Annotated in this window: 28 protein-coding genes; 8 read left to right on the top strand and 20 right to left on the bottom strand. The window is 63.8% G+C overall.

Annotation, left to right across the window (positions count from 1 at the left end; translation table 11 throughout):
- From tagH to tssA, 8 genes are read right to left on the bottom strand one after another with little or no spacing between them, the layout of a single operon-like run.
- Window positions 1–1,440 (bottom strand): type VI secretion system-associated FHA domain protein TagH, encoded by a 1,440-nt coding sequence (tagH, locus tag LB528_RS08065; protein WP_224714453.1) that lies wholly within the window; start codon window positions 1,438–1,440, stop codon window positions 1–3.
- Window positions 1,440–2,504, bottom strand: coding sequence for a type VI secretion system baseplate subunit TssG (gene tssG, locus LB528_RS08060; RefSeq protein ID WP_224714452.1), 1,065 nt, complete (start codon window positions 2,502–2,504; stop codon window positions 1,440–1,442). The genes tagH and tssG overlap by 1 nt, the downstream gene beginning before the upstream one ends.
- Window positions 2,468–4,342 carry a type VI secretion system baseplate subunit TssF gene (gene tssF, locus LB528_RS08055; protein WP_224714451.1) on the bottom strand — a complete coding sequence of 625 codons (1,875 nt, stop codon included), beginning with the start codon at window positions 4,340–4,342 and terminating at the stop codon, window positions 2,468–2,470. Before tssF ends, tssG begins: the two co-directional genes overlap by 37 nt.
- Before the next feature lies 1 nt (window position 4,343).
- On the bottom strand, window positions 4,344–5,096 hold the full coding sequence (tssE, locus tag LB528_RS08050; RefSeq protein ID WP_224714450.1) for a type VI secretion system baseplate subunit TssE: 753 nt from the start codon (window positions 5,094–5,096) through the stop codon (window positions 4,344–4,346).
- Window positions 5,083–5,559: an Hcp family type VI secretion system effector gene (locus LB528_RS08045; protein ID WP_224512783.1), complete on the bottom strand. Its 477-nt coding sequence runs from the start codon at window positions 5,557–5,559 to the stop codon at window positions 5,083–5,085. The genes tssE and LB528_RS08045 overlap by 14 nt, the downstream gene beginning before the upstream one ends.
- A gap of 45 nt (window positions 5,560–5,604) precedes the next feature.
- A complete protein-coding gene (gene tssC / locus LB528_RS08040) occupies window positions 5,605–7,110 on the bottom strand; it encodes a type VI secretion system contractile sheath large subunit (RefSeq protein WP_224714449.1) in 1,506 nt (501 codons plus the stop codon).
- A 3-nt stretch (window positions 7,111–7,113) separates the two neighbouring features.
- On the bottom strand, window positions 7,114–7,650 hold the full coding sequence (gene tssB / locus LB528_RS08035) for a type VI secretion system contractile sheath small subunit (RefSeq protein ID WP_095765809.1): 537 nt from the start codon (window positions 7,648–7,650) through the stop codon (window positions 7,114–7,116).
- A 6-nt stretch (window positions 7,651–7,656) separates the two neighbouring features.
- Window positions 7,657–8,832: a type VI secretion system protein TssA gene (tssA, locus tag LB528_RS08030; protein WP_224714448.1), complete on the bottom strand. Its 1,176-nt coding sequence runs from the start codon at window positions 8,830–8,832 to the stop codon at window positions 7,657–7,659.
- A gap of 330 nt (window positions 8,833–9,162) precedes the next feature.
- Here tssA and tssH point away from each other — a divergent pair, with 330 nt between their 5' ends.
- On the top strand, window positions 9,163–11,988 hold the full coding sequence (tssH, locus tag LB528_RS08025) for a type VI secretion system ATPase TssH (RefSeq protein WP_224714447.1): 2,826 nt from the start codon (window positions 9,163–9,165) through the stop codon (window positions 11,986–11,988).
- A 23-nt stretch (window positions 11,989–12,011) separates the two neighbouring features.
- Here tssH and LB528_RS08020 read toward each other — a convergent pair whose 3' ends face one another.
- A complete protein-coding gene (locus LB528_RS08020; RefSeq protein ID WP_318012284.1) occupies window positions 12,012–12,140 on the bottom strand; it encodes an SDR family oxidoreductase in 129 nt (42 codons plus the stop codon).
- Window positions 12,141–12,301: 161 nt separating this feature from the next.
- Here LB528_RS08020 and LB528_RS08015 point away from each other — a divergent pair, with 161 nt between their 5' ends.
- The 5 genes from LB528_RS08015 to LB528_RS07995 all read left to right on the top strand — a co-directional run bounded on the left by LB528_RS08015 (window position 12,302) and on the right by LB528_RS07995 (window position 15,113).
- Complete coding sequence (locus tag LB528_RS08015) at window positions 12,302–12,733, top strand: hypothetical protein (protein WP_224512776.1); 432 nt, start codon at window positions 12,302–12,304, stop codon at window positions 12,731–12,733.
- A complete protein-coding gene (locus LB528_RS08010) occupies window positions 12,730–13,950 on the top strand; it encodes an NRAMP family divalent metal transporter (RefSeq protein WP_224512774.1) in 1,221 nt (406 codons plus the stop codon). Before LB528_RS08015 ends, LB528_RS08010 begins: the two co-directional genes overlap by 4 nt.
- On the top strand, window positions 13,950–14,309 hold the full coding sequence (locus LB528_RS08005; RefSeq protein ID WP_224512772.1) for a hypothetical protein: 360 nt from the start codon (window positions 13,950–13,952) through the stop codon (window positions 14,307–14,309). The genes LB528_RS08010 and LB528_RS08005 overlap by 1 nt, the downstream gene beginning before the upstream one ends.
- Before the next feature lie 2 nt (window positions 14,310–14,311).
- Complete coding sequence (locus tag LB528_RS08000; RefSeq protein WP_224714446.1) at window positions 14,312–14,668, top strand: hypothetical protein; 357 nt, start codon at window positions 14,312–14,314, stop codon at window positions 14,666–14,668.
- Window positions 14,669–14,867: 199 nt separating this feature from the next.
- Window positions 14,868–15,113, top strand: a complete 246-nt coding sequence (locus LB528_RS07995) for a hypothetical protein (RefSeq protein ID WP_224512768.1) — start codon at window positions 14,868–14,870, stop codon at window positions 15,111–15,113.
- Window positions 15,114–15,398: 285 nt separating this feature from the next.
- Here the strand turns inward: LB528_RS07995 and LB528_RS07990 are convergent, their stop codons facing one another.
- Window positions 15,399–15,920: a ferritin-like domain-containing protein gene (locus LB528_RS07990; RefSeq protein ID WP_224512766.1), complete on the bottom strand. Its 522-nt coding sequence runs from the start codon at window positions 15,918–15,920 to the stop codon at window positions 15,399–15,401.
- A gap of 117 nt (window positions 15,921–16,037) precedes the next feature.
- Window positions 16,038–16,340: a DUF982 domain-containing protein gene (locus LB528_RS07985; RefSeq protein ID WP_224512764.1), complete on the bottom strand. Its 303-nt coding sequence runs from the start codon at window positions 16,338–16,340 to the stop codon at window positions 16,038–16,040.
- A 125-nt stretch (window positions 16,341–16,465) separates the two neighbouring features.
- Here LB528_RS07985 and LB528_RS07980 point away from each other — a divergent pair, with 125 nt between their 5' ends.
- Window positions 16,466–16,741 (top strand): hypothetical protein, encoded by a 276-nt coding sequence (locus LB528_RS07980; protein ID WP_224714445.1) that lies wholly within the window; start codon window positions 16,466–16,468, stop codon window positions 16,739–16,741.
- Between the two features lie 148 nt (window positions 16,742–16,889).
- Complete coding sequence (locus LB528_RS07975; protein ID WP_224714538.1) at window positions 16,890–17,447, top strand: sigma-70 family RNA polymerase sigma factor; 558 nt, start codon at window positions 16,890–16,892, stop codon at window positions 17,445–17,447.
- A gap of 9 nt (window positions 17,448–17,456) precedes the next feature.
- Here the strand turns inward: LB528_RS07975 and LB528_RS07970 are convergent, their stop codons facing one another.
- From LB528_RS07970 to LB528_RS07930, 9 genes are all read right to left on the bottom strand, one after another.
- Window positions 17,457–17,639, bottom strand: coding sequence for a hypothetical protein (locus LB528_RS07970; protein ID WP_224714444.1), 183 nt, complete (start codon window positions 17,637–17,639; stop codon window positions 17,457–17,459).
- Between the two features lie 179 nt (window positions 17,640–17,818).
- Entirely contained in the window at window positions 17,819–18,037 is a 219-nt protein-coding gene (locus LB528_RS07965; RefSeq protein ID WP_224714443.1) for a hypothetical protein, read from the bottom strand.
- A gap of 64 nt (window positions 18,038–18,101) precedes the next feature.
- Window positions 18,102–19,013, bottom strand: coding sequence for a class I SAM-dependent methyltransferase (locus LB528_RS07960; RefSeq protein ID WP_224714442.1), 912 nt, complete (start codon window positions 19,011–19,013; stop codon window positions 18,102–18,104).
- Window positions 19,010–19,999, bottom strand: a complete 990-nt coding sequence (locus tag LB528_RS07955) for a GNAT family N-acetyltransferase (RefSeq protein ID WP_224714441.1) — start codon at window positions 19,997–19,999, stop codon at window positions 19,010–19,012. Before LB528_RS07955 ends, LB528_RS07960 begins: the two co-directional genes overlap by 4 nt.
- The gene (locus tag LB528_RS07950) at window positions 19,996–21,060 is read right to left on the bottom strand and encodes a glycosyltransferase (RefSeq protein WP_224714440.1); all 1,065 of its coding nucleotides are present in this window, start codon (window positions 21,058–21,060) and stop codon (window positions 19,996–19,998) included. The genes LB528_RS07955 and LB528_RS07950 overlap by 4 nt, the downstream gene beginning before the upstream one ends.
- Window positions 21,061–21,120: 60 nt before the next feature.
- On the bottom strand, window positions 21,121–22,053 hold the full coding sequence (locus LB528_RS07945) for a beta-xylosidase (RefSeq protein WP_224714537.1): 933 nt from the start codon (window positions 22,051–22,053) through the stop codon (window positions 21,121–21,123).
- Window positions 22,046–22,807: a TIGR04290 family methyltransferase gene (locus LB528_RS07940; protein WP_224714439.1), complete on the bottom strand. Its 762-nt coding sequence runs from the start codon at window positions 22,805–22,807 to the stop codon at window positions 22,046–22,048. Before LB528_RS07940 ends, LB528_RS07945 begins: the two co-directional genes overlap by 8 nt.
- 3 nt (window positions 22,808–22,810) lie before the next feature.
- The gene (locus tag LB528_RS07935) at window positions 22,811–23,611 is read right to left on the bottom strand and encodes a nucleotidyltransferase family protein (protein WP_224714438.1); all 801 of its coding nucleotides are present in this window, start codon (window positions 23,609–23,611) and stop codon (window positions 22,811–22,813) included.
- Window positions 23,611–24,711, bottom strand: a complete 1,101-nt coding sequence (locus LB528_RS07930) for a glycosyltransferase (RefSeq protein ID WP_224714437.1) — start codon at window positions 24,709–24,711, stop codon at window positions 23,611–23,613. Before LB528_RS07930 ends, LB528_RS07935 begins: the two co-directional genes overlap by 1 nt.
- Between the last annotated feature and the right edge of the window lie 6 nt (window positions 24,712–24,717).

Here is a 24,717-nt window from a genome sequence, read left to right as displayed (position 1 = left end):
CTACTCCTCTTCATATGCGTCCCTGAAGTCTGCGCCGATCTCGCCCAGGAAGCTTGATTCCGCGCTCTGGGCGATGTCGCGATGGCGTTTCTGGTAGAGCTCCCACAGCTTGGCATTGCGCCCGCCGGCGAGCAGGTTGCCGATCGCCGAATTGGACTTGAGCTCTTCCTCGATCGCGGCCGGATCGAAGCGGTCGATCATGCGCCGCAGCGCCGCCTGCACGCCGCGCCAGGCGCGCACGTGGTGCTGCGCGAGGTCCTTCACGGCGTCGCTGATCGCCGCCTCGCCGGAGAGGAAGCCGGGACTGCGTTCCGCGATGATGGTGACGATGACATCCTCGACCGTTGGCAGGAATTTGAGCGGGTTGACCTCGGAGGCGCCGACCATGGTCTGGGCGACGCGCGCGCTGCCCTTCTCCTCGGCGCGCTTGCGCAAGAGCTGCATCAGGCCGTCGAGCATCAGCCTGTATTCGCGCCCGAATTTTTCCATTTCGGCGACCGGGTCGCGTCCGGGGAAATCGGCCTCCTCGACGCCCATGCCGCGCAGGAACGCGGCACGCAATGCCATATCGCCGGGCGTCGATGACGTCGGGCGCGACGGCTTAGGAACACGGCGCGGCGGCGCGGACGCTTCGGCCTGCACCGGTATCTCCCATGGACGGACGGCCTTCGCCTTCTCTGCGGCCTTTTCGACGCGATCGGCTGGGACGGCGCTGTTGCCGGAAGCGCGCGCCGCGGCCGGCCCGAAGCTGAAATCGTCGAAGCCGGACGGTTTCGCCACGGGTTCGGGCATATCGCTGCGCAACGGCATGTCGCCGAAGCCGAACGGATCCGACCGGCCGACGGCGGGCTCGTCGTTCGAGGCCGGCGTCGCCACCGGATCAAGGCTGAACGGGTCGTCGAAAGCGGGCGAGCTGCGCTGGTTGGAAGTGCGATCGTAGGCTCCGGGCACAGGCTGCTCGAACGGATCGGGCAGTCCTGCCGGGCGCGGCCGCTGCGGCTCCTCCTCGACCTTGGCCGAGAAGAAGTCGTCGCCGCCGATGCTGGCTGGCGTCCGCGATTGTGGCGACCATGCCGGCGCAGCATTGGCGATCGGCGCCTGACCGATCGACGTGTGGCCGGCCGCGGGATGCACCTCGACATGAAGCACATAGTCGCCCATGCGCAGCCGCATGCCGCTTTGCAGGCGCGTCGACCTGCCGGTGCCGAGCGGGCTATCGGAATCGTCGATGAACAATCCGCTGCTCGACGTATCGGTGACGTAATAGCCGTCGCGGCCGCCGCTGATCTTGCAGTGCGCGCGTGAGACGAACATGTCCGGATCGTCGATCTGCCAGCCGGCATCGGCGCTGCGGCCGATCACCAGCTCGCCCTCGTCCAGCCGGGTCTGCCTGACCACCTGTGAGCGCGGGCCTTGTTCCAGGGTCAGCAGCAGGCTCATCAGGCTGCCTCCGCCATGTCCGGCCGCCAACCGACGATGGTGCGCAGCCTGAGATCGTCGGCATCGCCCTTTTCGGCAGGGCGCGAAAGCCAGGACGTCCGGCCAAGCTGGATGATTCCCATCTTCGGCGCGGGCACCGCGTCGCGCGCGAGCACGATCCTGAGATCGACGTCCAGCGCCTCGCCGATCATGTCGCGCACTGCCTTCTTGAACAGGCCAAGGCGCCGTTCTCCGGGTAGAAACGATTTGAAGTCGTCGAGGCTCAGCGGGCCGACGCGCAATTCGATCCGGCTCTGCCGACTGAAGACGCGCGGTCCGATCGTTGCGCCGCTGCCGAGAGCCGCATAGGCCTTGCCGATGCGGCTCTGCAGCGCCGCGGGAATCGTGATCCAGGCGGCGACGAATTCCTTGATCTCAACCGGCACCTTGAAGGCCGTGGCGAGAAACAGCGTCAGCCGCTCCGCGCCGTCGACCTGGTTGGCCAGCGATCCGGCCTGGCGCAGCCGCACCGTATCGAGTTCGGGATCCTGCGTGCCGGGAAGGCCGATGCCGGCCATCGCTTCGAGCATGGCGCGCACGCGCCCGCCGACCGAACGTTCGACCTGCACCGCCGGATGTGCATCCGCCCATGCTCGGTAATAGAGTGCGATCATGCGATGCTGCAGGATGTTGACGAAGTCGACGAATGTCGTGTCGCTGGTCTGCTCGGCGTCGGCGCCGGTGAACCAGCGCTGCGACAGCCGGTCGAGCACCCAGCGCGTCAGGTGCAGCGGCATCGGTCCCTCCGGCCCGAGCAGGCCGAGATTGGCGACGGTAACCCGCGCCGGAGCCTTTTCGCCAGCATCCTGGAATTTGATCACGTCCCTGGCCGAGAAGCTCAGCCGCACATGCTGACCGAGCCGTGCCGGCTCGCGGTCGGCGGTTCCGGAATGACCGAACAGTCCGCGCCGCTGCTCCAAGCGGCGCAGCAGTTCGAAGAAGTCGAAGCTCTCCGACAGCGCCTCTGCTTCATTCGGGGCCGGTTGCACTAGATCAGGTAGCGATTGCCGGGCGTCATCGGCCATGGCACATCCTCCTGCTTCTGCAGCAACCGCGTACGCGTCCGCACGAAACCATTTATCCCGGCATGGCGGGCGAACAGCCGCGCCAGCAGGGCCGAAAGCAGCAGTGTGCTCTGGCCCGCCAGAACCGACTGGTCGACATGCAGCGTCACCTCGGTGCCGCGGCCGAAACACATCGGCCCGTCGATCTTGAGCCGCTCGATCACCGGCCGCGAATCGATGCGGGTGATCGAATGCACGTTGCGGGCAAGGCTCGGGTCACCGCGATCGGCGTAGAGGTCGAGCAAGGCGTGCAGCGGATCGACGCCGCGGCCTTCCTTCGCGAGACTGAGGAAATTGAGCGAGAGCTGCGCCACCAGCCGCCAGGCGAGATTGTCGGCGCGGGATTCGCCTTCGGCTCCGGCCGGCAGCGCTGCCGGGATCGCCGGCTGCGGCGGCCGCAGCGCACCGAGCAACCGCACCATTTCCACCGGATCGGCGGTCTCAAGCGTCAGCGTCGGCGTGTCGTCCAGGATCGGCAGGTCGCGGTTGGTGCAGAGCGCCATCACGTCGAGCCGCTTGAGTGGCCGGTTGGGTTGGCTGCCGGCCGGCCGCGAGATGGCGAGGAAGACGTCGTCGCCGGTGTAGGAGGTGCGGGTCAGGCCTTCGCGCCGCTCATCCTCCGTGGCCCGCCGCGGGCGCCGCTCGGCCGAATAGACCCAGCCGCTGCCGCGGTTCTGCCCCAGGCTGAACAGTTCGGGGATGGTCGCCTCGCTGCCTTCGGCATCGGCGTCTTCCACCCGGGTGACCCGGAAGACCTCGAAGTCGCGCGCCCGCGTGCGGTCGGCGTGCAGCACCTGGCGCGTGCGGCGCGGGTCGATCTCGATGACATTGCACTCGCGTTCGAAGAGATTGATGATCGGCGTCGCGAACAGTTCGAAATCGGCCACCGTCGCATCGGCGAGTTCCGGCACCGGACGCCGGAACAGGAAGATGATCTCCATCCCTGCATCGCACTTGCGCACCACCGGCTGCAGGCCGGCAACGCGCACATAGTGGAAGCGCTCCGGGATCATGAAATATTCGCGCAGCAGCCGATATCCCTCGAAGGTCGGCCGCGTGCGCGGCATCAGCGCTTCATCGTCGCGGATGCCGATCATTTCGGGTTCGGGCAGCGCGGTGAGCGGATTGGTCTTGCCTTCCGCTCGCGCGCCGACGGCCGAACAGGCGCCGAAGATCGCGTCGAAGATGAGCGGCGCCTTGGCACGTCCGGCGAAATAGAGGTCGAGACGGTCGAGCGACAATTCGCTGAGCTTGCCTTTTCCGGTTCGCGCGAACGCGATGCGGAACGCCGCTTCGCCGCGCACGCCGCCGACCGGCGCGATGCCGGCGGCGGCCAGCGCGCTGCGATCCTGGAAATAGCTGACTGAGGTGATCGCGATTGGCCACAGCGTGACCTCTTGCGCGGTGGTGAAAGTCGAGCGCGTCGAAAGCCCCGGATGCAGGCCCGAGACCAGCCGCGTGCCGCGCGCGACGGTGTGGCCGGCGATCATCGACTGCACCTGCTGTCCGGGTTTCAGCACGGCCATCGCCGTCGCCGGCGCCGGCGTAACCAGGTCGGGATAGAGCACGTCGAGCACGGCGCGCGAGAAGCGCGAGCGCTCGGCGTCGACTTTGAGCCGCGTGCGCGCAGCAAGGAAGGCCACACCGTCGAGCAGCCGTTCGACGTAGGGATCGGGGCAGGGGACGGTGTCGAGGGAAAGGTTGCGGGCCACCGCCGGATGCATGTCGGCGAATTCCGCGGCCAGCGCGCGGATATGGGTCAGTTCCTCTTCGTAATACTCCACGAAGACCCGATCCATCTCAGGTCTCCCGGAATTCGGTTCGCGCCAGACCGTTGTCGAGATTGATCGTGGTGCGCAGCCGCATGCGTTCCGGTGTCGGCGTCATGATCAGCACGGCGTCGATCTCGATCTTGAGGCCGACGGTCTTGTCGCCGAGCGTGACATTCACGGTCGTGGCGCTTTCCTTGAGACGCGGCTCGAAGGTGGCGAGCACCGCGCGGATCTCGCGCGCCAGGGTATCGCGGTCGAAATCCCGCGACGAGCGGCCCGAAAAGGACGGCACGCCGTAATTCACGACGCTGCGTCGCACTTCCGGAAAGTCGGCAAGCGGCGGCAACTCATCCAAAGGCTGTTCATGCTCGGCGTCGGAAAGCATCGGGACCGACTCGAAACGCTCGGTGTTGAACAGGGCCTCTATGTCGCGCCGGACCGCTTCCCTGAGCACGCGTGCCGACACCACCACGCCGCGGTTTTCGATCTCGGCGCGATGCTCGGTTTGGAACACCAGCCTGTGCAGTCGCCGTTTCTGCTCGGACGTCAACTCGGGATCGGCATCGATGGCGCGCGCGCTGCCGGCAAGAAGAGCCCCGACGCGCTCGGCGCCGAGTTCTTCGTCCAACAGACGGCGCAGCCCATCGATCTCCGACGTCAGCCCGGGCAGATCGTTGACGAGGCGGTCCCAGAGGGAGGGCTGGACCGCCTCGCGCTTTGCCCGAGAGCTGCCGGCGAGCTGCGCCTTCGCGCCCGGCCGCTTGGCCTCACTTGCCGACATAGACGTCCATTTCGATCTCGTCGTCCTTGTCGTAGACGAACTTGATTTTCTTGTAGGCGAAGCTGACCTCTTCCTCGATCAGGTCTGGCTCGTCGTGCGCCTGCCGCATGTCGTATTCCATGATCGAGGCGTCGGTGAGCGTCACCACCAGATAGTCGCTGGTCTCGCCGTCGATGGTGCGGCGTGCCGAGAACACCACCTCGTCCAGCGCCTTGTTCTCGAACAGTGCCTTCTTCAGATAGGGCGACGACTTGTCGTAGTGCTTGAAGAATTTGATCATACCCATCGACACGCGGCCGCGTCGCGAGAGCGAATTCGGGTCGTAGGGCGCGATCATCTTATAGTCGACGCCATGGATCTCGATTTCGTCTTCATGGCCGTCGCGCTTGCTCGGGCCTTTGATGTCCGGGACTTTCAGGAAGCCGTCGATCTTCGTCGAAGGCGCATCGGTTCTCTCTGGCATTGTCTTTCTCCACCGCTACGAAACAAGATGACTTTACTTACGATTTCAGCCCTTCACCGACGGCAGTTCCGACACCAGCCGGAGCGAGGCGTTGATGCCTTCCAGCTGGTAGTGCGGACGCAAGTAGAAACGGGCATTGTAGTAACCGGGCCGGCCCTCGACGCTGTCGACCTGGACCTCGGCCGCGGCGAGCGGGCGCTTGGCGCGCGCCTTGTCGTCGGCGAAGGCAGGGTTGGCCAGCACGTACCGGTTGATCCATTCGGTCAACCAGATCTGCATGTCGGTGCGTTCCTTGAACGAGCCGATCTTGTCGCGCGCGATCGCCTTGAGGTAATGCGCGAAGCGCGACACCGGGAACAGGTAGGGCAGGTTGGCGCTCAGCCGTTCGTTCGCCTGCGCGTCCGGATCCACCAGGCGCCCGGCCCGCGTCTCGTCGTCCTGCAGCGAATGCGCGCCGATGAAGGCCGCGAGATCGGTGTTCTTGCGATGCAGGATCGGCATCAGGCCGAGCTTGGCCAGTTCCGCCTCGCGCCGGTCGTCGATGGCCACCTCGGTCGGGCACTTCATCGCGATCGAGCCGTCGTCGGTCGGGAAGGCGTGCACCGGCAGGTTGAGCACCGTGCCGCCATTCTCGACGCCGCGGATCTGGGTGCCCCAGCCATAGAGCTTGTGGCTGCGGTTGATATTGACGCCCATCGGGAAGGCGGCATTCATCCAGACATATTTGTTGTGGTCGCCACCCACTTCTTCTTCGAAGGTGAAGCCCTTCACCGGAACGGTTTCCGAGCCGTAGGGCAAACGCGCCAAAACCCGCGGCATGGTGAGCCCGATATAGCGTGCGTCCTCGCTCTCGCGCAGCGACTGCCATGAGGCATAGGCCGGGTTGTTCACGATCATCTGCAGGTCCTGCGGGTTCGGCAGTTCCTGCCAGCTGTCCATGCGGAACAGCCGCGGCGAGGCGGCCGCGATGAACGGCGTGTGCGCCGAGGCGCAGACGCCGGAAATGTTGCGCAGCAGGCCGACGTCGCGCGGGTGGTTTGAGAACTCGTAGGCGCCGATGATGCAGCCGATCGGCTCGCCGCCGAGCATCGAATACTCGTCCGTGTAGACCTTCTTGAAGATCGGGCTCTGGTCCCACATCTGGCCTTCATAGTCTTCCAGCATGTCGGCCAGCTGCTCCTTGGAGATGTTCATCACCCGGATCTTCAGCTTGGTATCCGTCTCGGTGTTGTTGATCAGGTACCAGAGGCCGCGCCAGGTGCCTTCCATCTCGCGCACTTCCGGCGCATGCAGGATCTCGTTGACCTGCGTCGTCAGCATCTTGTCGATGCCGGCGATCAGAGACTTGATCGACTTGATCGCATTGGAAGAGATGGTCGTGGTCTCGGAGCGCGATTGCGCGGCCAAAGCCAGGTTGCGCACCAGCTGCTGCAGCTTCTCGCTATCGTCTTTCTTGACCTTGAAATCCTTTTCAAGGAGTCCGCTGAATTCGCCGAGATCGATGGCTTCCGCCTCGGCGGTGGCGGCTGCGGTCTTTTGCTGTTCGGCCATGACTTACTCCTCGCCCTTGCCGTCATCCATCGCCTGGCTGGCGATCTTGCTCAGCAGCGGCTCGTTGTTCAGAAGCTGTGCGATGCGCTTTTCGGCGTCGACGCGGCCGTCCATGAAGCCCAGCAGCTCCTCGAGCTGACGGCGCATCTTCAGGATTTCGGCCAGTTGCGGGACCTGCTCGGCGATCTTGTCCGGCGCGAAGTCACCCATCTTCGAGAAGGTGAGATCGACCATGAGCTCTTCCTCGCGCTCCTGGCCCTCGGCCTGCGGCAGCGTGTTCTTCACCCGCGCCTTCACGCGTGGCCCCATCGCTTCCATGAACTTGGGGAAGCGGTTGGCGTCGGTTTCGACGAAGTTGCGGTCGAGGACCGACTTCGACGCTTCCTTGGTCTGCGACGCGCCGGCAAGATCGGCCATCACGGCCATGACGAATGGCAGTTCGATCGTCGTCGGGCTGCCGTAGGTTTCGACGTCGTAGGCGATCTGCACGCGCGGCGCGCGGTTTCTTTCGATGACCTTCGCTTTGCTCTCTGCTGGCATGCTTTTCTACCTTTCATCCTTCTGGGCCGGCTTTTTGGGATCGGGGACACCGGCAAGCAGCCGGAATTCCTTCAGCCCCGACGGGGCGAGATCTTCCATCAGTTCCACGAAATCCATGTGCACCATCCGGCGCACGCGGCGCGCCAGATGCGGGATGGGGCTGGACGGCTCGGTGCGGTCGTAGAAGGCGACGACGAGGTCGAGGCATTTGACGACTTCGTCGCGCGAGTTGATCCGGTCCGGCAGACCGGTGCTCGCTTCCACGGCACTTGCCACACTTGCCATCGTCTCGGCTCCATGACCGTTGCGGGCGGGCATTGCTGGTTCCGCCGCTGCCTGCGGAACGGGGTTCGCGGCGCCGTTCGCCGTGGCGCCGGCGCCGGAATTCCGCTCCAGCGTCGTCAACAAACGCTGCAGGAACTTCTTCAATTCCGGAACGGCGGCGCCATGGCCTTCGATGCGGGCGTTGAGCGCGGCATCCACCGCGTCGAGGGCGGCGATCGCCGCCCGCGCGTCGGCGAGCAGCGCCGTCATCGCCTCGCCGGCCTGATCGATTTGCGCCGCGCATCCGGCGCGCACCCGGTTCAGCAACTGGTTGTGCGCGCTTACCAATGCCGCCTTTTCGGCGGCGTTCAGCCCCGAGGCCGCTTCCTGCAGGATGACGCGCTCGTCGAGCGCGCCCTGTTCCAGGTCGCGCCCGCTGATCGGCCCGACCTGGCGCGGCGAAAAGAAAACGGTCCCGCGCAGGCTAGCCAGCAGGCCTTGCTGGGCGTTCTGGAGATCAAGGAGCGCGTTGATGCGGCGCAAGGCGGCGTCGCGCGGCGGCGCGTTCGCCCGCAATGCCGGATGCATCGTGTCCCAATGCTGGTCGAAGGTCCTGGCGATGAGCGTTAGGCCCTGGGCGAGGCCTGCCAGCCCTTCCTCGTTGGCCAAGGCCCGCGCGACGATGACCAGCAGGCGCAGGTCCCGGCCGCGGGGGCGCAACTCTTCGGCCTTTTCGAGCACCGCCGCCCAGTCGACCGGACTGGATTGCGATGTGGGCTTGCCGTTGCCGTCGTAAACAACCTTGAGCTGAGGCTCGGTCAGGCGCTCCAGCTCATGAAAGGCCGGGTCGCTGCGCAAGTCCTCTCCCGACGGATTCTCACCGTTCAGAGGATTCAGCCAGAGTGCGAGATCAATCACACCAACCCCCAGCCAGCGGCCCTGAGACCCCTATGTGACGTAACGTTATCACCGGCCTCATGCGACGACAATTGAGCATCTGCGCAAAAACTCACGGAAGCTAAACGCGACCGTTCTCTTCGGCGAAACCCATTGCGCGATTGCCAGGTCCGGTATGTGAAATGGCTCGCATAGCCCGGACAGCAATCGTGTTTGTTGGCACGAGTTTGCAAGGCTTGTGTAACCGGGCGGTGCCGCCCGGCTGGACCGAACGCCTTATCCGCCGCACGGCTTTGTCAAGCAGCCGCTTATATGGCAGGGTACGGTCGGCAGAGTGCGGGAGCAGGTTCGATGGAACAGCGCCGGTCATCGCAGAGCTTCAAGCGTAAGGAACTGGTCGCCAAGCTCAACGCCACCGGGGTGCGCGCCTTCAAAGCCGCGGCCGACACGGCCAAGCTGCGCGGCAATCCCTATGTCGAGCTCGCCCATTTCATCCAGCAGCTGGTGCTGTCCGAGCGCTCGGATGTCCAGATGATCGTCGCCGACGCCGGACTGGATGTCAGCCGGCTGACGGCCGACATGACCCGCGCCATCGACAAGCTGCCCTATGGGGCCACCTCGGTGGAGGAATTCTCCGACCATATCTTCCATGCCATCCAGGAGGGTTGGAACCTGGCAACGCTGGAATTCGGCGTGGAGGAGGTGCGCAGCGCTCATATCCTGCTTGCCTGCCTGAAGACGCCGGCGCTGGAAGGCCTGGTCTCCAAGATCAGCGCCGAGTTCGACAAGATCGACGCCGACGGTGTCATTTCCCGCTTCGCCGACGTCACCGAGGGCTCGCTCGAAGCCGGCTCACCGCCCGCCGAGCCCGCCGCCGAGACGCCGATGAAGCGCGGTCCGGGCGGGGATTCGGCGCTGGCGAAATACGCCACCGACCTCACCCAGCGCGCCCGCGACGGCAAGATCGATCCGGTCGTCGGCCGCGATCCGGAAATAAGGCAGATAGTCGACATCCTGATGCGCCGCCGGCAAAACAATCCGATCCTGACCGGCGAGGCGGGCGTCGGCAAGACGGCGGTCGTCGAGGGTTTTGCGCTGCGCATCGCCCAGGGCGACGTGCCGCCGACGCTGCAGAATGTCAGCCTGCGCATGCTCGATGTCGGGCTGATGCAGGCGGGCGCCAGCGTCAAGGGCGAGTTCGAGAAGCGGCTCAAGGCGGTCATCGACGCGGTCCAGGCCTCAGAGGTGCCGATCATCCTGTTCATCGACGAGGCGCATACGCTGATCGGCGCCGGCGGTGCGGCCGGGACCGGCGATGCCGCCAATCTCTTGAAACCGGCGTTGGCGCGCGGCGAGCTTCGCACCATCGCGGCCACGACCTGGGCCGAGTACAAACAGCATATTGAGAAGGATCCGGCGCTCACCCGTCGCTTCCAGGTGGTCAAGATCGACGAGCCCTCGGAAGCGGTGGCCGTGCTGATGCTGCGCGGCGTCGCGGGGGTCCTGGAGCAGCACCACAAGGTACAGATCCTGGACGAGGCGATCGAGGCGGCGGTCTCGCTCTCGCATCGCTATATCCCGGCCAGGCAACTGCCGGACAAGGCGGTCAGCCTGCTCGACACCGCCTGCGCGCGCGTCGCGGTCTCGCAGCATGCCACGCCGGCCGAAGTCGAGGACATCCTGCGCCGTCGTCAGGCGCTGGAGGTCGAGAGCGGCATCATCGGCCGCGAGGCGGCGATCGGCATCGACGTCGCCGACCGGCAGGCCCGCGTCGATGCCGGGCTGGCGGAAACCGAGACGAGCTTGGCCGCCGCCCAGGCGCGCTGGGACCGGGAAAAGGCTTTGGTGACCGAGATACTCGACCTGCGAGCGAAATTGCGCGGCGAAGGCGTGCCGCTCGACGAGGCGGCGGGCAAAGAGGCCGCTGCGGAGACGGCGAGTGCGGCGGGTTTGGAAAAGACGCCCGAGCAAAAGGCTCCCGAAACCAAGATTGGCGAGAGCAAGGCTGACGAGACGAAGAAGGCCTCGAAAGCCAATGGGGTCAAGCCTGCGAACGCCGAAGCAGTGTTCGCCGAGCCGGCAGACGAAGCGGCCGCCAATCTCGCGCGGTTGCGCGAGCTGATGGCCGAACTTGCCGCGGCGCAAGGCGAGACGCCGCTCATCCTGCCGTCGGTCGACCGCAATGCGGTCGCCGCCGTGGTGCAGGACTGGACCGGCATCCCGACCGGGCGCATGCTCTCCAGCCAGACCGAAAAGGCGCTCAAGCTCGCCGCGACCCTGTCCGAGCGCGTCGTCGGCCAGGATCACGCCATGGAGATGATCGCCAGGCGCGTGCAGACCAGCCGCGCCGGCCTCGGCGCGCCGGAAAAACCGGTCGGCGTGTTCCTGCTTTGCGGCCCCTCCGGCGTCGGCAAGACCGAGACCGCGCTGGCGCTCGCCGAGACGCTTTACGGCGGCGAGCAGAACCTGATCTCGATCAACATGTCGGAATTCCAGGAAGCGCACACCGTCTCGACGCTCAAGGGCGCGCCGCCCGGCTATGTCGGCTACGGCAAGGGCGGCATCCTGACCGAGGCGGTACGCAGGAAACCCTATTCGGTGATCCTGCTCGACGAGGTCGAGAAGGCGCATCCGGACGTGCACGAGATTTTTTTCCAGGTCTTCGACAAGGGCATGATGGACGACAGCGAAGGCCGTCGCATCGACTTCAAGAACACGCTGATCCTGCTCACCTCGAATGTCGGTTCCGACGTCATCATGGATCGTACCAAGAACGGCACGGTGCGGACCGGCATCGACGATCTCGACACCGCGCTACGCGCCCCGCTGCTGAAGGTCTTCCCGGCCGCCTTCCTCGGCCGCGTCGTCACGATACCCTACTACCCGTTGTCGGATTCCATGATCGAGGCGATCGCCCGTCACCAGTTCGGCAAGATCGCCAGGCGCCTCAAGGCCACCAACGACGCCGAGCTGGTGATCGGCGACGGCGTGATGGACTTGGTCAAGGCGCGCTGCACCGAGATCGAATCCGGCGGGCGCATGATCGACGCCATCCTCACCAACACACTGCTGCCGGAGCTGAGCCGCGGCGTGCTCAACCGCTCGCTCGAGGGCAAGAAGATGGCAAAAGTCACCGTGGGTGCGTCGCCGGAAGGATTTACCTACTCGTTCGAATAGGCCTCCGGTGAGGGAAGCCATCCTCAGATGGACCAGAGCACGCCGCCGTCGCAGGCGACGGCCTGGTCGGTGATGTAGGAGGCGCGATCGGAGGCGAGGAAGGCCGCCAGCGCTGCAAACTCTTCGGGACGGCCGATGCGCCTGGCCGGTATGGCGGCCTAGCTCACCTTTTCCAGGCCGAGCTTCGCATCCGCCAGCCTCTCCGGTTGGCGGAACTGGCCAACGGACACTGCCGTCCAATTGGTCCCGGTGCGGAACCTTCCGACCGGCGCGGCCTTATCTTCATGTTTTGCAGCAGGAGCGAGGGAGGCCATTGAGCAGCATTGCCTGGCGGAGACTGGCGCTACTGCAGGTGCTTGCACTGATGCTTGCTTCCTGCTCCTCGTCCGAAACCGTTGACCAGCAATCGAAGCTTGCGGCCTCGACGGCGCAGGCAGCGGTGCTGGTGAGTGACGCCTGGCTTTCCGGCGCGGCGCCGGCACACTACGCATCGGCTGCCCTGCAATCCTTTGCCGGGACGCTCGACGAAGCCGGCCAGCAAGTTGAATCGGCGTCTCCGTCCGACCGGACAAAGCGAGATGCCTTAGCGGCGGCTGTCAGCCGGCTGTCGAACGCGGCAAAGCGGGCCAAGGACGCGGTCGAGGCCGAACAGCATGCGCAGGTCGGTCAGGCGCAACAGGAGCTTCGGGTCGCGCAGCGGGATCTCGCCACCGCATATCGAAACTATTTCTTGCCGCAACGATGAAGAAGCTGCTGGAGATCTCGCTCGGCGTCGTCACCAGCGTGGGCGGGTTCCTGGAGGTCGGGTCGATGGCGACGGCGGCGCAGGCCGGCGCGCTGTTCGGCTTTCAGCTAATCTGGGCGGTGGTGCTCGGCACCATCTGCATCATCTTCCTGGTCGAGATGGCCGGTCGCTTCGCTGCGGTCAGTCATCACACCATCGCCGACGGCATCCGCGAACGGTTCGGCTTCAATGCTTTCATCTGGCCGCTGCTTGCAACCTTGCTGGTCAACTTCCTGGTGCTTTCCGCCGAGATTGGCGGCGTTGCCATCGCTGCCGAGCTTGCCACGGGGATCAGCTATCAATGGTGGGCCTTGCCGGTGGCTTTCCTGGCTTGGCTGCTGTTGTGGAAAGGCACATTCGGCCTCATCGAAAAAGGGGTGTCGATGCTTGGCCTGGTCACGCTCTGCTTCGTCGTCGCAGCCGTGATGCTCCGCCCCGAATGGAAAGAGGTGGCGGTCGGGGCCGTGCCCAGCCTGCCGCAGCACGACACGGCAAAATACTGGTTCATGGCCGTCAGCATTCTCGGCGCCTCGATCTCGCCTTACCTTTTCATGTTCTATTCCTCCGGGGCGATCGAGGACCAGTGGGACAAGAGTTACCTCGGCACCAATCGGGCGATTGCCGGTCTTGGCATGGGCTTTGGCGGAACCATTTCGGTGGGCGTTCTGATCGTGGCAGCGCTGGTTCTCGGTGCTCATGGCATTACCGAAGTGGACGACTACAACCAGCTTCCGCTGATGCTGATCCCGATCTTTGGCTTCTGGGGCTTCGTCCTTTTCGTTGCTTCGCTGGGCATCGCCTGTTTCGGAGCCGCTCTCGAAGTGGCGCTGCAGCAGGCCTATCTCGTCGCGCAGGGATTCGGCTGGACGTGGGGTGAGGATCTGAAGCCGCGCGACGATCCCGGATTCAGCCTCGTCTACACATTGACGCTCTTCCTCGCCGCCGTCCCGATAGCGCTCGGTCTGGACCCGTTGAAGCTCACCATCTTCTCGATGGCGCTGACCGCGGCCAGCCTGCCGCTGACGGTCGTGCCATTCCTTTTCCTGCTGAACGACGACCGCTATGTCGGCAAGCATCGCAACGGTGTCATTTCGAACGCGGCCGTGATTTTCGTCATCGCGCTCGGCTTCGTGCTGGCGGTGGTGACCATTCCGCTGCAGATATTCGGAGGCACATGATGCAACTGCTGCGCGACATACTGGACAAGCAGGTCGTCGATCGCGAGCAGGTCAAGATCGGCAAGGTTGATGGCCTGGTCGCCGAGCTGAGGCAAGGCAAGCCGCCCAGGCTCGTCGCCGTCGAACTTGGCTCGATCGCATTGGCGCGCCGGCTTGGCGCGCGGCCTGGGCGATGGACCGTCCAGCTCGCGGCAAAGGTTAGCGGCAAGCGCCAGGCAAGGCCGCATCGGATAGCGTGGAACAAGGTGCGCGACATCGGCGTCGACATCGAATTCGATATCGACGTGCGCAGGACCAAAATCTTGGCCTGGCAGCGCTGGCTTCGCAATCATGTCGTCGGCCGAATCCCGGGAGCCTGAGGATGAATGTGAACCTCGAGCATCTGGCTGGTCGGCGCGTGTGGTCTAAGCGCGGTAGGCCCATCGGCTATATCGAGGAGATCATCGCCGAGCAGGATGGTGACGATCTCGTCGTGACCGAATTTCATGTCGGCATCTTCGCCGCGTTCGAACGTCTGTCCGCATCGACCGTCGGCACCGCATTGCTCGATTTCTTCGGACTGCGTCGCCGGCAAGGCCTCTATCGCATACCTTGGGACAAGCTCGACATTACCGATCCGGCGCACCCGCGGCTGCTCTGCTCCGATGACGAGCTTTCCGGCTTCGAAGGTGCCGGTTGTCGGACAAGCTCAGCCGTCCTCCACCAGCGCGACAGTTGAAACGGGAGTCTTCCGATGGCATTCGAGACGCTTTGCATCGACCGCAGGCGCGCTGCCGGTGTCCAGATGAGCCCGACTTGCCGACGCCCAGGCCGCTGGACCGCTATTCTCGCCATATCGAATTTTTGCCCAAGGAAACTCCTCCTGCCGGAACGATCGAGTCCAACTGCCGTTACCGTCAAAAAGGCAGGAGCGAGCAATGACTGGACGCAAGACCCACGATCAGCAGATACGTGTCATCGAGGAGCGTGAGAATACGAAGAACGCGCCCAAGGAATTGGAAGCCGAAGCGGAGCTGAAGCGGTCCGCGGCGGAGCGCGAGGCACGGCGGAAGGGGTCGAACCTCAGGGGCGACACGCCTGACCTAGTTGATCCAGACGATCGCAACATGCTTCGCGGTAAAAATCAAGAAAGTGCCCACAACAAGAATCGAGGCTCCAAGTAGGCAACCCCAGGACCTCCCGGCAGCAATCGACGTTCGGTCTTTCTCGATAATCTGTGGCAGCAGCCCTTGCGCAACTTGCCTCGGCTTAGCCGCCGGCGGCCGGTATATCAACCAGCGTTTGGAACACCTACGGTCCACATGTTCCGACCGAAAAAGGCCTCAAGGCTGACCCAGCGTTCGCACGCTCTTGGCGGTTGGTCAACAAAGATCGCGACCCCGGTCGCAGACCGGGGCCGCATCGCCAAACTTGGCCTTTGGCATGCAAACGAGCTTATGCCAGGCGCCTCACGCGGCCGCCTGCAGGGCCCGCTCGTTCGCACCGCTTTCGCCGAGCTTGGTAAGTGCCTCGTCGGTGGCGGATTCTTCCTTGAGGGTCTCGCGCAGCAAGGGGAGGGCGTCTTTCAGCCCCAGTTGCTCCGCCCAGGCGATCAGCGTGCCGTAGCGCGCTATTTCATAGTGCTCGACCGCCTGGGCGGCCGCCACAAGGCCCGCGTCGAGTGCCGGCTCGTCCTTGTATTCCTCGAGGACCTCCGAACCCTCCTCGATGATGCCGTCGATCGCTGGGCAGGTCTTGCCCCGTGCCGGCTTGCCGAGCATTTCGAAAACCTGCTCGAGCCGGTCGACCTGGCCTTCCGTCTCGGTGCGATGCTTTTCGAAAGCCGCGCTCACGTCTTCTGCCTGCGCCGCCTTGGCCATCTTCGGCAGTGTCCTCAGAATTTTCTTTTCTGCGTAGTAGAGGTCTTTCAGACCGTCCATGAACAGGCTTTCTAAGCCGTTCGCCTTGCCGGACGAACTTTTCTTCACCATCGACACGTCTCCTTCGGTTGGGTTGCTGTTCCAAAACCAACAGGATCAAACGATGTTCCCGGTGAGATATTTTGTGACCTTCATATTCGACAATAGCACGGTCGAGGCGGGCCTGCGTCATCTCGGCGGTCCCTTACGGTCGCGTGACCAGAGCTGGTCGAACATGCTGAGCGCGGCACTTGGCCCGACAGGGTCCAGCAGTCCTTGCTCGGCGGCTGCCTTCTTAAAGGCCGCAAAAGCGATAGCCGGACGGCAAATCCCATTGGCCGCGTCTTCCACCAGGCGCACCGCCTTTACATAGCTCGCCGCATCCTTGTTCTTCCAGGTCCCATCAAGAGCTTTCCTGGCGTCTGCGATCGAGGAGACCACCATCGTGCCGCCGTGGACGAAGCGGATGGTGAGCGGCAAAAATCTGCTCATGTCTTGTCACCAGCCTAACCACTCGCTCGTGCGCCAGGCGAGTCGACAAAGGGCGCCATCAAGGCCGCCGACGCGAGAGCGAGAAGGAACGAATTCATCTGAAAGGATTTCATGGGCGCCACCACATGGATCGAGACCGCCATAACGAAATTGCCGCCACCCGGTTGCATCGGAAGGCGCTGATCGGCTGGCACATCGGCAGCGGTTCGGTCGCCACGTCCTATGGCATCGTGCAAGGCTTTTCCACGCCTCCGCTTCTGCTGCTGATCCTTCTGATGACCAACGATCACAGGATCATAGGCGACAGGGTCGACAGCCGCAGCACCAACATCCTCGGCGCGGTCACGACCATCACAATCTTTGCGGCTGCGGCCGGCCTGGTAGCGAGTTGGTTCCTCTAACTCGAACGCGGCTGTCAAGCCGTTGGCCAAAGCGGCATTCGAGCAAGTTCGTTTCGGATAGGAACGATCATCTTTGTCACGCATTGTCCCTGATCAGAATTCATCTGTCTCTGCTGGGGTTCGAACCGTGTTACCCAATGGTCATGCCGTGCCGGATTGCGCACTGGGGGAAATCTCCGTCGTCGACCTGATCCCCGCCTTGCGCGCTTTTGCGCGTACTTTTTGCCGTGTGCCTGAGGATGCCGACGACCTGGTGCAGGAAACTCTCGTCAAGGGGCTTGCGAATTTGGACAAGTTCGAGCCGGGGACGCGCTTGAAGTCCTGGCTGTTCACCATCATGCGCAATACGCACTATACGCGGATCAAGGCGGCTGCCAGGGAAGCTCCCGGATTGCTCGACTGCGCCTCCAACCGACCGATTTCGGAAGCCTCCCAGGAATGGTCCATCCGGAGCAAGGAGGTCTACCGGGCCATTCAGAAGCTTCCGGAACATCAGCGCGAAGTACTGATGCTGATCGGTGTGCTGGGCGTCAGCTACGAAGAAACGGCTGAGATATGCGACTGCGCGATTGGAACCGTGAAAAGCCGTCTCAACCGCGCGCGGGCAAGCGTCGTGGAATTCCTCGATGAAAGTTCATCGCAAACGCTGGTCGAAAGATATGACCATCTCAGCGAGAATCAGCACGCAGCGGATAAGCTTCGATGAGCGTTTGCGTCAGTTGTTGGTTTCGCATCGACGCTTTTGGATCAGCGCATTCTGCAACGCAATCGCGAGTTCGGTCAGGCGATCCGGAACTTTTTCCTGTTCGATGGCGGTCAGCAATGACGCAATCTCTTGGTCCACCTTTTGGTCCACGCTCGCGTTGTGAGTGAAATCGCGCTGGCTCGGACGAGTCATGGTATTCTCTTAGCAAACAGGGTCCCTTAAATTCACTTGAGACCATAGGCGGTTGGAGTTTGCAAGGCGCCTCCAGCCGCCGATCGGCTTCGGCTCTACACAGGCCGTGGGCAGAGCGAAACCTTACCTGATCCCTTTACGCCCTTGCCGGGTCCTAAAAGACGAAAGCCGCCGCGAGCTCAATCCTTGGGGAGCCGGTTTGCCGCGTTGTCCTGATACTGATCGGACTTGATGCGATTGCCGTCGAGGCCGCGCTCTTTCGTGTGTTGCTTCTTATCCCGGTTCGACAGAACGTCATTTTCGCCAACCATATCTTTCGGAATCTCGGTTTTCGCTCCGGTTCCGGAACCTTTGCCCTGGCTGCCGCGTCCCATGTGTTTCTTGCTGCCGGATGCCATCTTCTTCTCCTCAGCGTCCCAGTCACTGCGAGAGGCGTTTGGCGTCCGAACTTCGCTCTCTCGCTTATGTTCCGTCGCGACGACGAACAAGAAACGCGGTGCCGTCCCAGTGGCGGAAAGGCATCTCGCCATCAATGGCGACGTCCATGCCGCATGCGCGCGCAAGATGGCGGATATCGGAAGAATCGACGGCTGGCGACATGCGATATGAATAGTTGAGAATCGCCGCCAGTCCTGTTGGCCGCAACACCCGCGCCATTTCGCTGAAATGCCGCTCGGCGATGCCGGCGAGCACCAGATAGGGGAAACAATCTACGGCCAGCACACCATCGAAACCGGCGACGGCGAATTCGCCGAGGTCGAGGCCTGAGGTCTGGCAGAACTCCACATTGCCAAGTCCGGCGCACCGTTGGCGCGCGATGGCGAGCATCCTGGGCGAGATATCGGTGCCGACGATATATTTCACCCTCGCATGAAGCGCGCTTTCGAAGCGGCCGATGCCACAGCCTATGTCCAGTATCGTCTTGCCTGCGCCGGTGAAGCCCTGTTGTTCCAGCCACGAAGCGATCTCGGCCGTTGTAGCCGAAAGCATCTCCTCGTCGCCAAGGGACGAGAGTTGGACGCTGGCGGCCGGAGAGATGGCGGCCGCCCGGTCGAAGCCGCTCGCCAGCCGGCCGACAATCACCTCGCCCGTCTCATCATCCGAGCGGTCATGACGCACGGAAGCTGCCGTGGTCCGGAGATCGTCGAACATAATCGTCTTGCGGGAAAGGAGCATGGCCACCTGCTCGAGCCAGTCGCGCCGGTGGAGGGTATCTGAACGCATGTCCAGCGCGATATCGGCCAGCTCCGCCGCCGCGGTATCCGTCAGGTAAAGGGCCAATCTGGCAATCGCGACTTCGGCGGGAAGATCGTTCGCCATGCAATTCTGGAGAACGCGCCGCGCGATCGTCCTCTCTGTTTCCGCTACGGTCATGACGCCGGCGCGTTCCGGGTCCAGACCCTTTGCTCAGTCCACCGGTCCACGGCCCCCCAGCTGTATTTGTAGCTTTCCCGGCCGCGCAGAAAATCGAATTCCCGTGCTCCCTCCCGAGCGGCTTCGGCAATGGCCCTGCCGATCAGGATTGCGCCGGGACTCTCCTCGGCATAGGCCGGGTCGAAACCTCCGAGATAGGCATAGGCGCGATCACGGTGATGGAACCCGTAGTAGGCGCCTGCGACTGTGCCGCCGATCTCGACCAGCCAGCATCGCGCCAGGCCGTTTGCGGCCAGGCGAGGCAAGGCCCTCCTATGGAATTCCTGTGCGCCGTCGGTGAGTACACCCTGTCCGGCCCAACGGGCGCTGTGCAGTCGGACCAACTGATCGATGAACACCTTCGGATCGGCCTCATATCGCCCAACGGCTACACGCCCTCGTCGTTGCGCGGCTCTCTCGGCGCGGCGCAACTGCCGCCGTCGCCGGGCAGGTACCGAGCTTGCAAACACGTCATCGCCATGAAGTGAGAGCACTGGACAAGCGGCATGGTTCGACGCCCGGCTCTCCTCGACATTCGTCAGCCCAAGGCGAAGGGAGGCAGCCCCTGCCGGCAGATCCGGCAGGATCCATTGCGACCATTCCAGTGAGAGCGCTGCCTCGGCGATGGCGGCGCTTACCGCTGCTTCCTGGTCGGGGGCGCATAGAATATCGAGATAATCGCTCAGCGAGATCCCGACCGGCAGCAGTCGCCGGCCAGAAACATGCGGTTCAAGATAGAGGGGCGCCAGGCCGACAAGATCATGTGCGCTCCACACGACGATCATGGCGAGATCCCCCGGCGAGAATGTCCGCCACCACGGCACGAGCCAGGCGGGCGACTGGAAGGGCGTAGCGGTGGCGCTTTGCGACCAGAGCTGCCACCAACGCGGCTCGAGATCGTCGAACGCGGCTTGGTCTCGGATGATACCGGCACGCAGGCCGCTCACTGAGCCGCCCTCAGCCCTGCGCGGGAAGCGCCGAGCTTTGCCAGCGCCTGATAGGCATCCATATAGGCCGAAACCATGCGATCGAGCGAAAAGCGGCGCCGCGCCTCGGCCCGGCATGTCTCGCTGTCGAGGTTAGCGGAAGCAAGGATCGCTTTCGCCATCTCATCGATGTCGTTGACGAGAAACCCCGTCTTGCCGTGTTCGACGACGTCGGGCAGGGCGCCATTCGGAAAGGCGACGACGGGCGTGCCGCAGGCAAGGGCCTCCATGGCAACCAGCGAGCTCGTTTCCGCGGCAAGGCTCGGAACGACCAGACAACGGGCGGCGTTGAGAAGCCGCCGCTTGGCGGAAAAACCCAGCGGTCCCAGGAACCGCCGCCGTCTGTCGAGGCGCGGCGCTACCTCGTCGGCAAAATACTGGACATGTGTCTCGTAGGGGTAAATCTGGCCGCCGATCGCAAGTGGCACGGAGGCGCGTCTGGCGGCTTCGATCGCCAGGTGGATGCCCTTTTCCGGGCAAACGCGGCTCAGCACGAGCGCGAAATCGCGACGCCGCCGCGGCCCGTAGAGCGCATCGACGTCAACGCCGTTTGGAATGGGCGCGATCAGCTTCGATCCAGCCGGCGCGGTCTTTTGCTGTGCCTCCGACACCGCGTGCAGCCACAGGTCCTCACGTGCCGGTCTCAGGACCTCGGGCAGATACCAGGCGAGCGGCAGGTGCAGCGTCACCAGCGTCGGGCCGTCGTCAGGCAGGTAGGCGCTGAAATCGATACCGTGCAGGTGTACGACGTCGATCGGCCATCGCGCCCGGGCGGCAGCGATCGCCGCGCGATGCGCTTGCTGGGCACGGTCCTTGGCCGCCTCGTCGAGCGGACCTGTTTCGGCAGGCGTCTCAACGAGGGTACCGGCTGCGCTGGAACCATGGCAGGCGACCACGATGGAACGATGGCCCTGCCGCACCAGCGCGCGATCCAGGGCGGACAGCACCTGCTCGGCGCCGCCGACCGCATCGAGGCCGACGGGGGCAAGCGGGTAGGCGACGTTGAGCACGGTGAGCATCATGGTTGACCCGCGAATTCAGCCGGCGCATCGGACGACCGATCGGCGGATGACATGATGATCTCACGCGGCCGACGCGCGCCGCACCGGCATCTCGGCGTCGCGCGCGCCCGGGGCGTAGCGGCGGATCATGGTCTGGCAGAATTCGGCGAATTCCTCGGGCGCCTGTGGCGGGCTGGTGTGATGCGGCTGCAGGCCGCGATGTTCTGGCGTGAAGCAGAAGGTGACGGTGACGTCGAACTCGGCCAGCGCTTCCATCTGGCGGTCGAACCAGTCGAGGGCATTCGGCCTGAAATTGTCGGCCCAGGAGAGGCCCGTGCGCAGATTGGTGACGCCCAGACGCTTCATCCAGGCGACGGCATCGTCCAGCCGGTGGTCCTCAAAGTGGAACCACTGGACCAGCCCCATATCCGGCGTATGGCGCGCGAATTCTTCGAGCGCCGGCTTGGGCGTGCCATCCTCACGCAGCAGACCCATGTAGAAATGACGGTAGTAGGACGAGCCTTCCACCTCGCGATGCCGCGTCGTGGCGCCCCACGCATGTGGCAGATCGTAGAGGCTATACCATTGCACGCGGGGCGCATTGCCCAGTAACAACTCGGCAGTCCGGCGCAGACCCCAGAGTTGGACCTCCTCGGCGCCGAAACTCGACACGCCGGCCTCGCTGATCCAGATCGGCAGATCCGTGACTTCGGCGATCTCGCCGAGCTTTTGCGGCCACTCATGGATCTGCCAAAGGTTCCAGTCCAGCGGGAAGCCGTGCACGGCGACGGCATCGACATGATCGAGCACGCCGTACCCCTTCATCAGCGACATGAAGCCGGCATCGATCGGCGAAATGCCGCCGAGAATTCTGGTGATTGCCGGGTTTTCGCGGCCGATAGCGTCGGCCGCCAGCATCGCCATGCTGGCGAAGCAGCTCCAGTCCGGATCGAGCTCAGGGTCCCAATGCGACTTGTTGTTGGGCTCGTTCCAGATCATCGCGGCTTCAATCATCATTTCGTCCTTTCAAAGGGTAAACGGCGCCCTCGCCGGCCGGCTTACCAGCCGCGCGGCAGAAATAAACCTCGTCCTCCGGGTGAATCAGGATCTCGAAACCAGCGCTGCGCAGCATCGCCTCGATGCAGCCGCGGTTCGGGATCCACCAGTTGGTCGGGTCGTCCGCATAGCGGTGCTCGATGAAATGCAGCTTCGGGAATTCAGGCCGATCGAACAGGTCGTGCGTCCAGAAATCGTAATTCTGCTCGAGCGCGAAGACCTCGCTGCTCCCGCGTTGCATCGACTGGAAAATCATCACGTCTCGCGCGACGTGCTCGCGGATCAGATCCAGCGCCAGCAACGGGTGCCGCAGGTGATAGAGCACTCCCATGAAGAGCACGATGTCGAAAGTCTCGCCAAGCGCGCCGACGTCATAGACCGACAGTTCGCGGAACTCGATGTCGCAATCGGCGACTTCGGCGGCGAAGCGCGCCTGTGATAGATAAGCTGCGTCGAAGTCTATGCCGAGCACCCGGTCGGCGCCCCGCCGCTTCATTTCGATCGAATAGAAGCCGGCGTTGCAGCCGATGTCGAGCACGGACTTGCCGGAGAGATCGGCTGGAATCGCGTGCGCGAACTTGCGCCACTTGATCAGGGGGTAGTTACCAAGGAAATGATCGGGAGCGGTCTGCACGCCGGCCAGTTCCATGTTGTGAAACCATGGCCCCAGCGCGTCGATGCGGCGGCGGATTTCCGCGTCGGAATGCAGCATGCGTCAACCTCCTTCGCCCGGCAAGGTCGATACCGGCGAGCGGCCTGAACGCACGCTTATTGGCGTGCCTTCTTCCGCTATGTCGTTGTTTTCAAGCAATCGGAGTGCTGTGCGGTAGCCGTTGAACGTCCCGACATCGACGTAGGCGGTGCCCGCCTTGACGCCCCAGGCTTCGCCACCGGCGGCCAGATAGGCATTGACCAACGTGCCGAAATATTCGTCGCGACCGTCCCGCTCGCGCCAGAGCGCTGCAAGCCGGTGAAAGATGCTGCCCGGCATTTTGAATGCACCCCAGACCCACTCCGTGGCCGCGTTCCGCTGTTTGACCTGAATCTGCTCGACCCGGCTGTCTTGATCGACGAGCACGGCGTCAAAAAGCTCGGGGCGGTCTACAGGAAACAGCAGGAACGACAGCCGGTCGTCCGCAAGACGGCAAAAGCCGTCCTCGGGAAACCAGATCGTATCCGGGAGCCCGATCAGCACCGTCTCTTCCGACCCTACGAGCGGTTCGGCACGGAAGATCGCGTCGCAAAGGCCGACCGGAGAGGGCTGCGCCACGAAAATTGCGGCAGCCCTGTCATAGCCGGCCGCATAATATTCGAGGATATCCGATTTACCCGAACCGATGACGAAGCAGATCCTGTCGACCCCGTTGCGCACCATCCTGCGTACCAGATATTCGCTGACGGCGCAGGGACGCTCGGTGTGCCCGTCCATTCGGCTGCCCACAGGCAGCAGTTCCTTGGAAAAGCCAAGCGGTTGAATGCGACTGCCCCGCCCGGCGGCAGGTACGATACCCAGCATCAGACGGCTTCCTTCATGTCTTCGCCTGCTTGCGCCTCAGCGGCCTCGTTCAGAATCCGGTCCAGTTCCGCGGCGCGGCGCGTCGATGTGTGTTCATCGAGGACGCGCTCGCGGGCGCGGCGGCGCAGTGTATCGAGCTCCGTATCCGGCAAACCGAGCGCGGCGACCACGTCTTCGGTAGAATGTGCAAGCAGGATCTCTTTGCCAGGCTCGAAGAAGCTGTCGAGGCCCGGCCAGTCGTCGGAAATGATCGCCGCGCCGCAGGCTGCCGCTTCGAACAATCGGCCCGACGGACACCAGCCCTTGCGCGCCATCGCTTCGCGGGTGACGTTCAGGGTCAGGCGCGACGAGCAGAAGAAGGCCGGATGGTCGGCAGGCGGCAGATGCCTGACAAAGAAGATGTTGTCGCTCCACGGAAAATCCTGAGGATATTGCGCGCCGCCGATGACGAAGCGGCGATCCGGCATCCGCAGAGCTGGCGCGACCAGCAATTTCTCGACGCTCGGCTGGCGATCCTGGGCATAGGTGCCGAGATAGGACAGATCGCCGGCGAATTCGGGCCTGGGCTGTGCCGGCCGATGGCGGTCGGGATCGACATGACCATAGAGCGGCAGGACCAGACGCGCGCCCAGCGTGGTCTTTAGCGCATCGAGCGCCGGGCCGCCGGTGTAGCTCAGCACCAGGTCGAAATCGCGAAGGCCTTCGGGGCCGAAATAGGATGGCGGATCGCCTTGTTCGATACGCGCCAGCGTCACCGCGGTGTCGAGATCGTAGAACACCTTCAACCCGCGACAGCACTCTTGCGCCAGGTGCGAGGCTTCAACTGCATCCGGGCAATAGGACGTAACGATCACAACGTCAGCTTCCCGGACCATATTGGCCGCAGCCTGCGCGATGTCGCCCCAAGACGTATAGAGCACGATGTCGCCACCATCGAGGTGATCGAGATCCCTTGCGCCGGCGTAGTAGGACGTGTCGCGTTCGAAGAAGCTGATGCGCCAGCCGAGCGGCGCCAATGCGCGTATCAGCCCGCGCCAGAGCGTGGCATGCCCGTTTCCCCATGAGGAGGTCACAGTGAGGCCGAAGATCACCATCCGCATCGGGCT

The organism is Mesorhizobium sp. CA4, from assembly GCF_020165075.1.
Classification (GTDB): Bacteria; Pseudomonadota; Alphaproteobacteria; order Rhizobiales; family Rhizobiaceae; genus Mesorhizobium.
The sequence above is the reverse complement of the archived record's forward strand: the minus strand, read 5'-3'. Positions and strand labels throughout refer to the sequence as shown.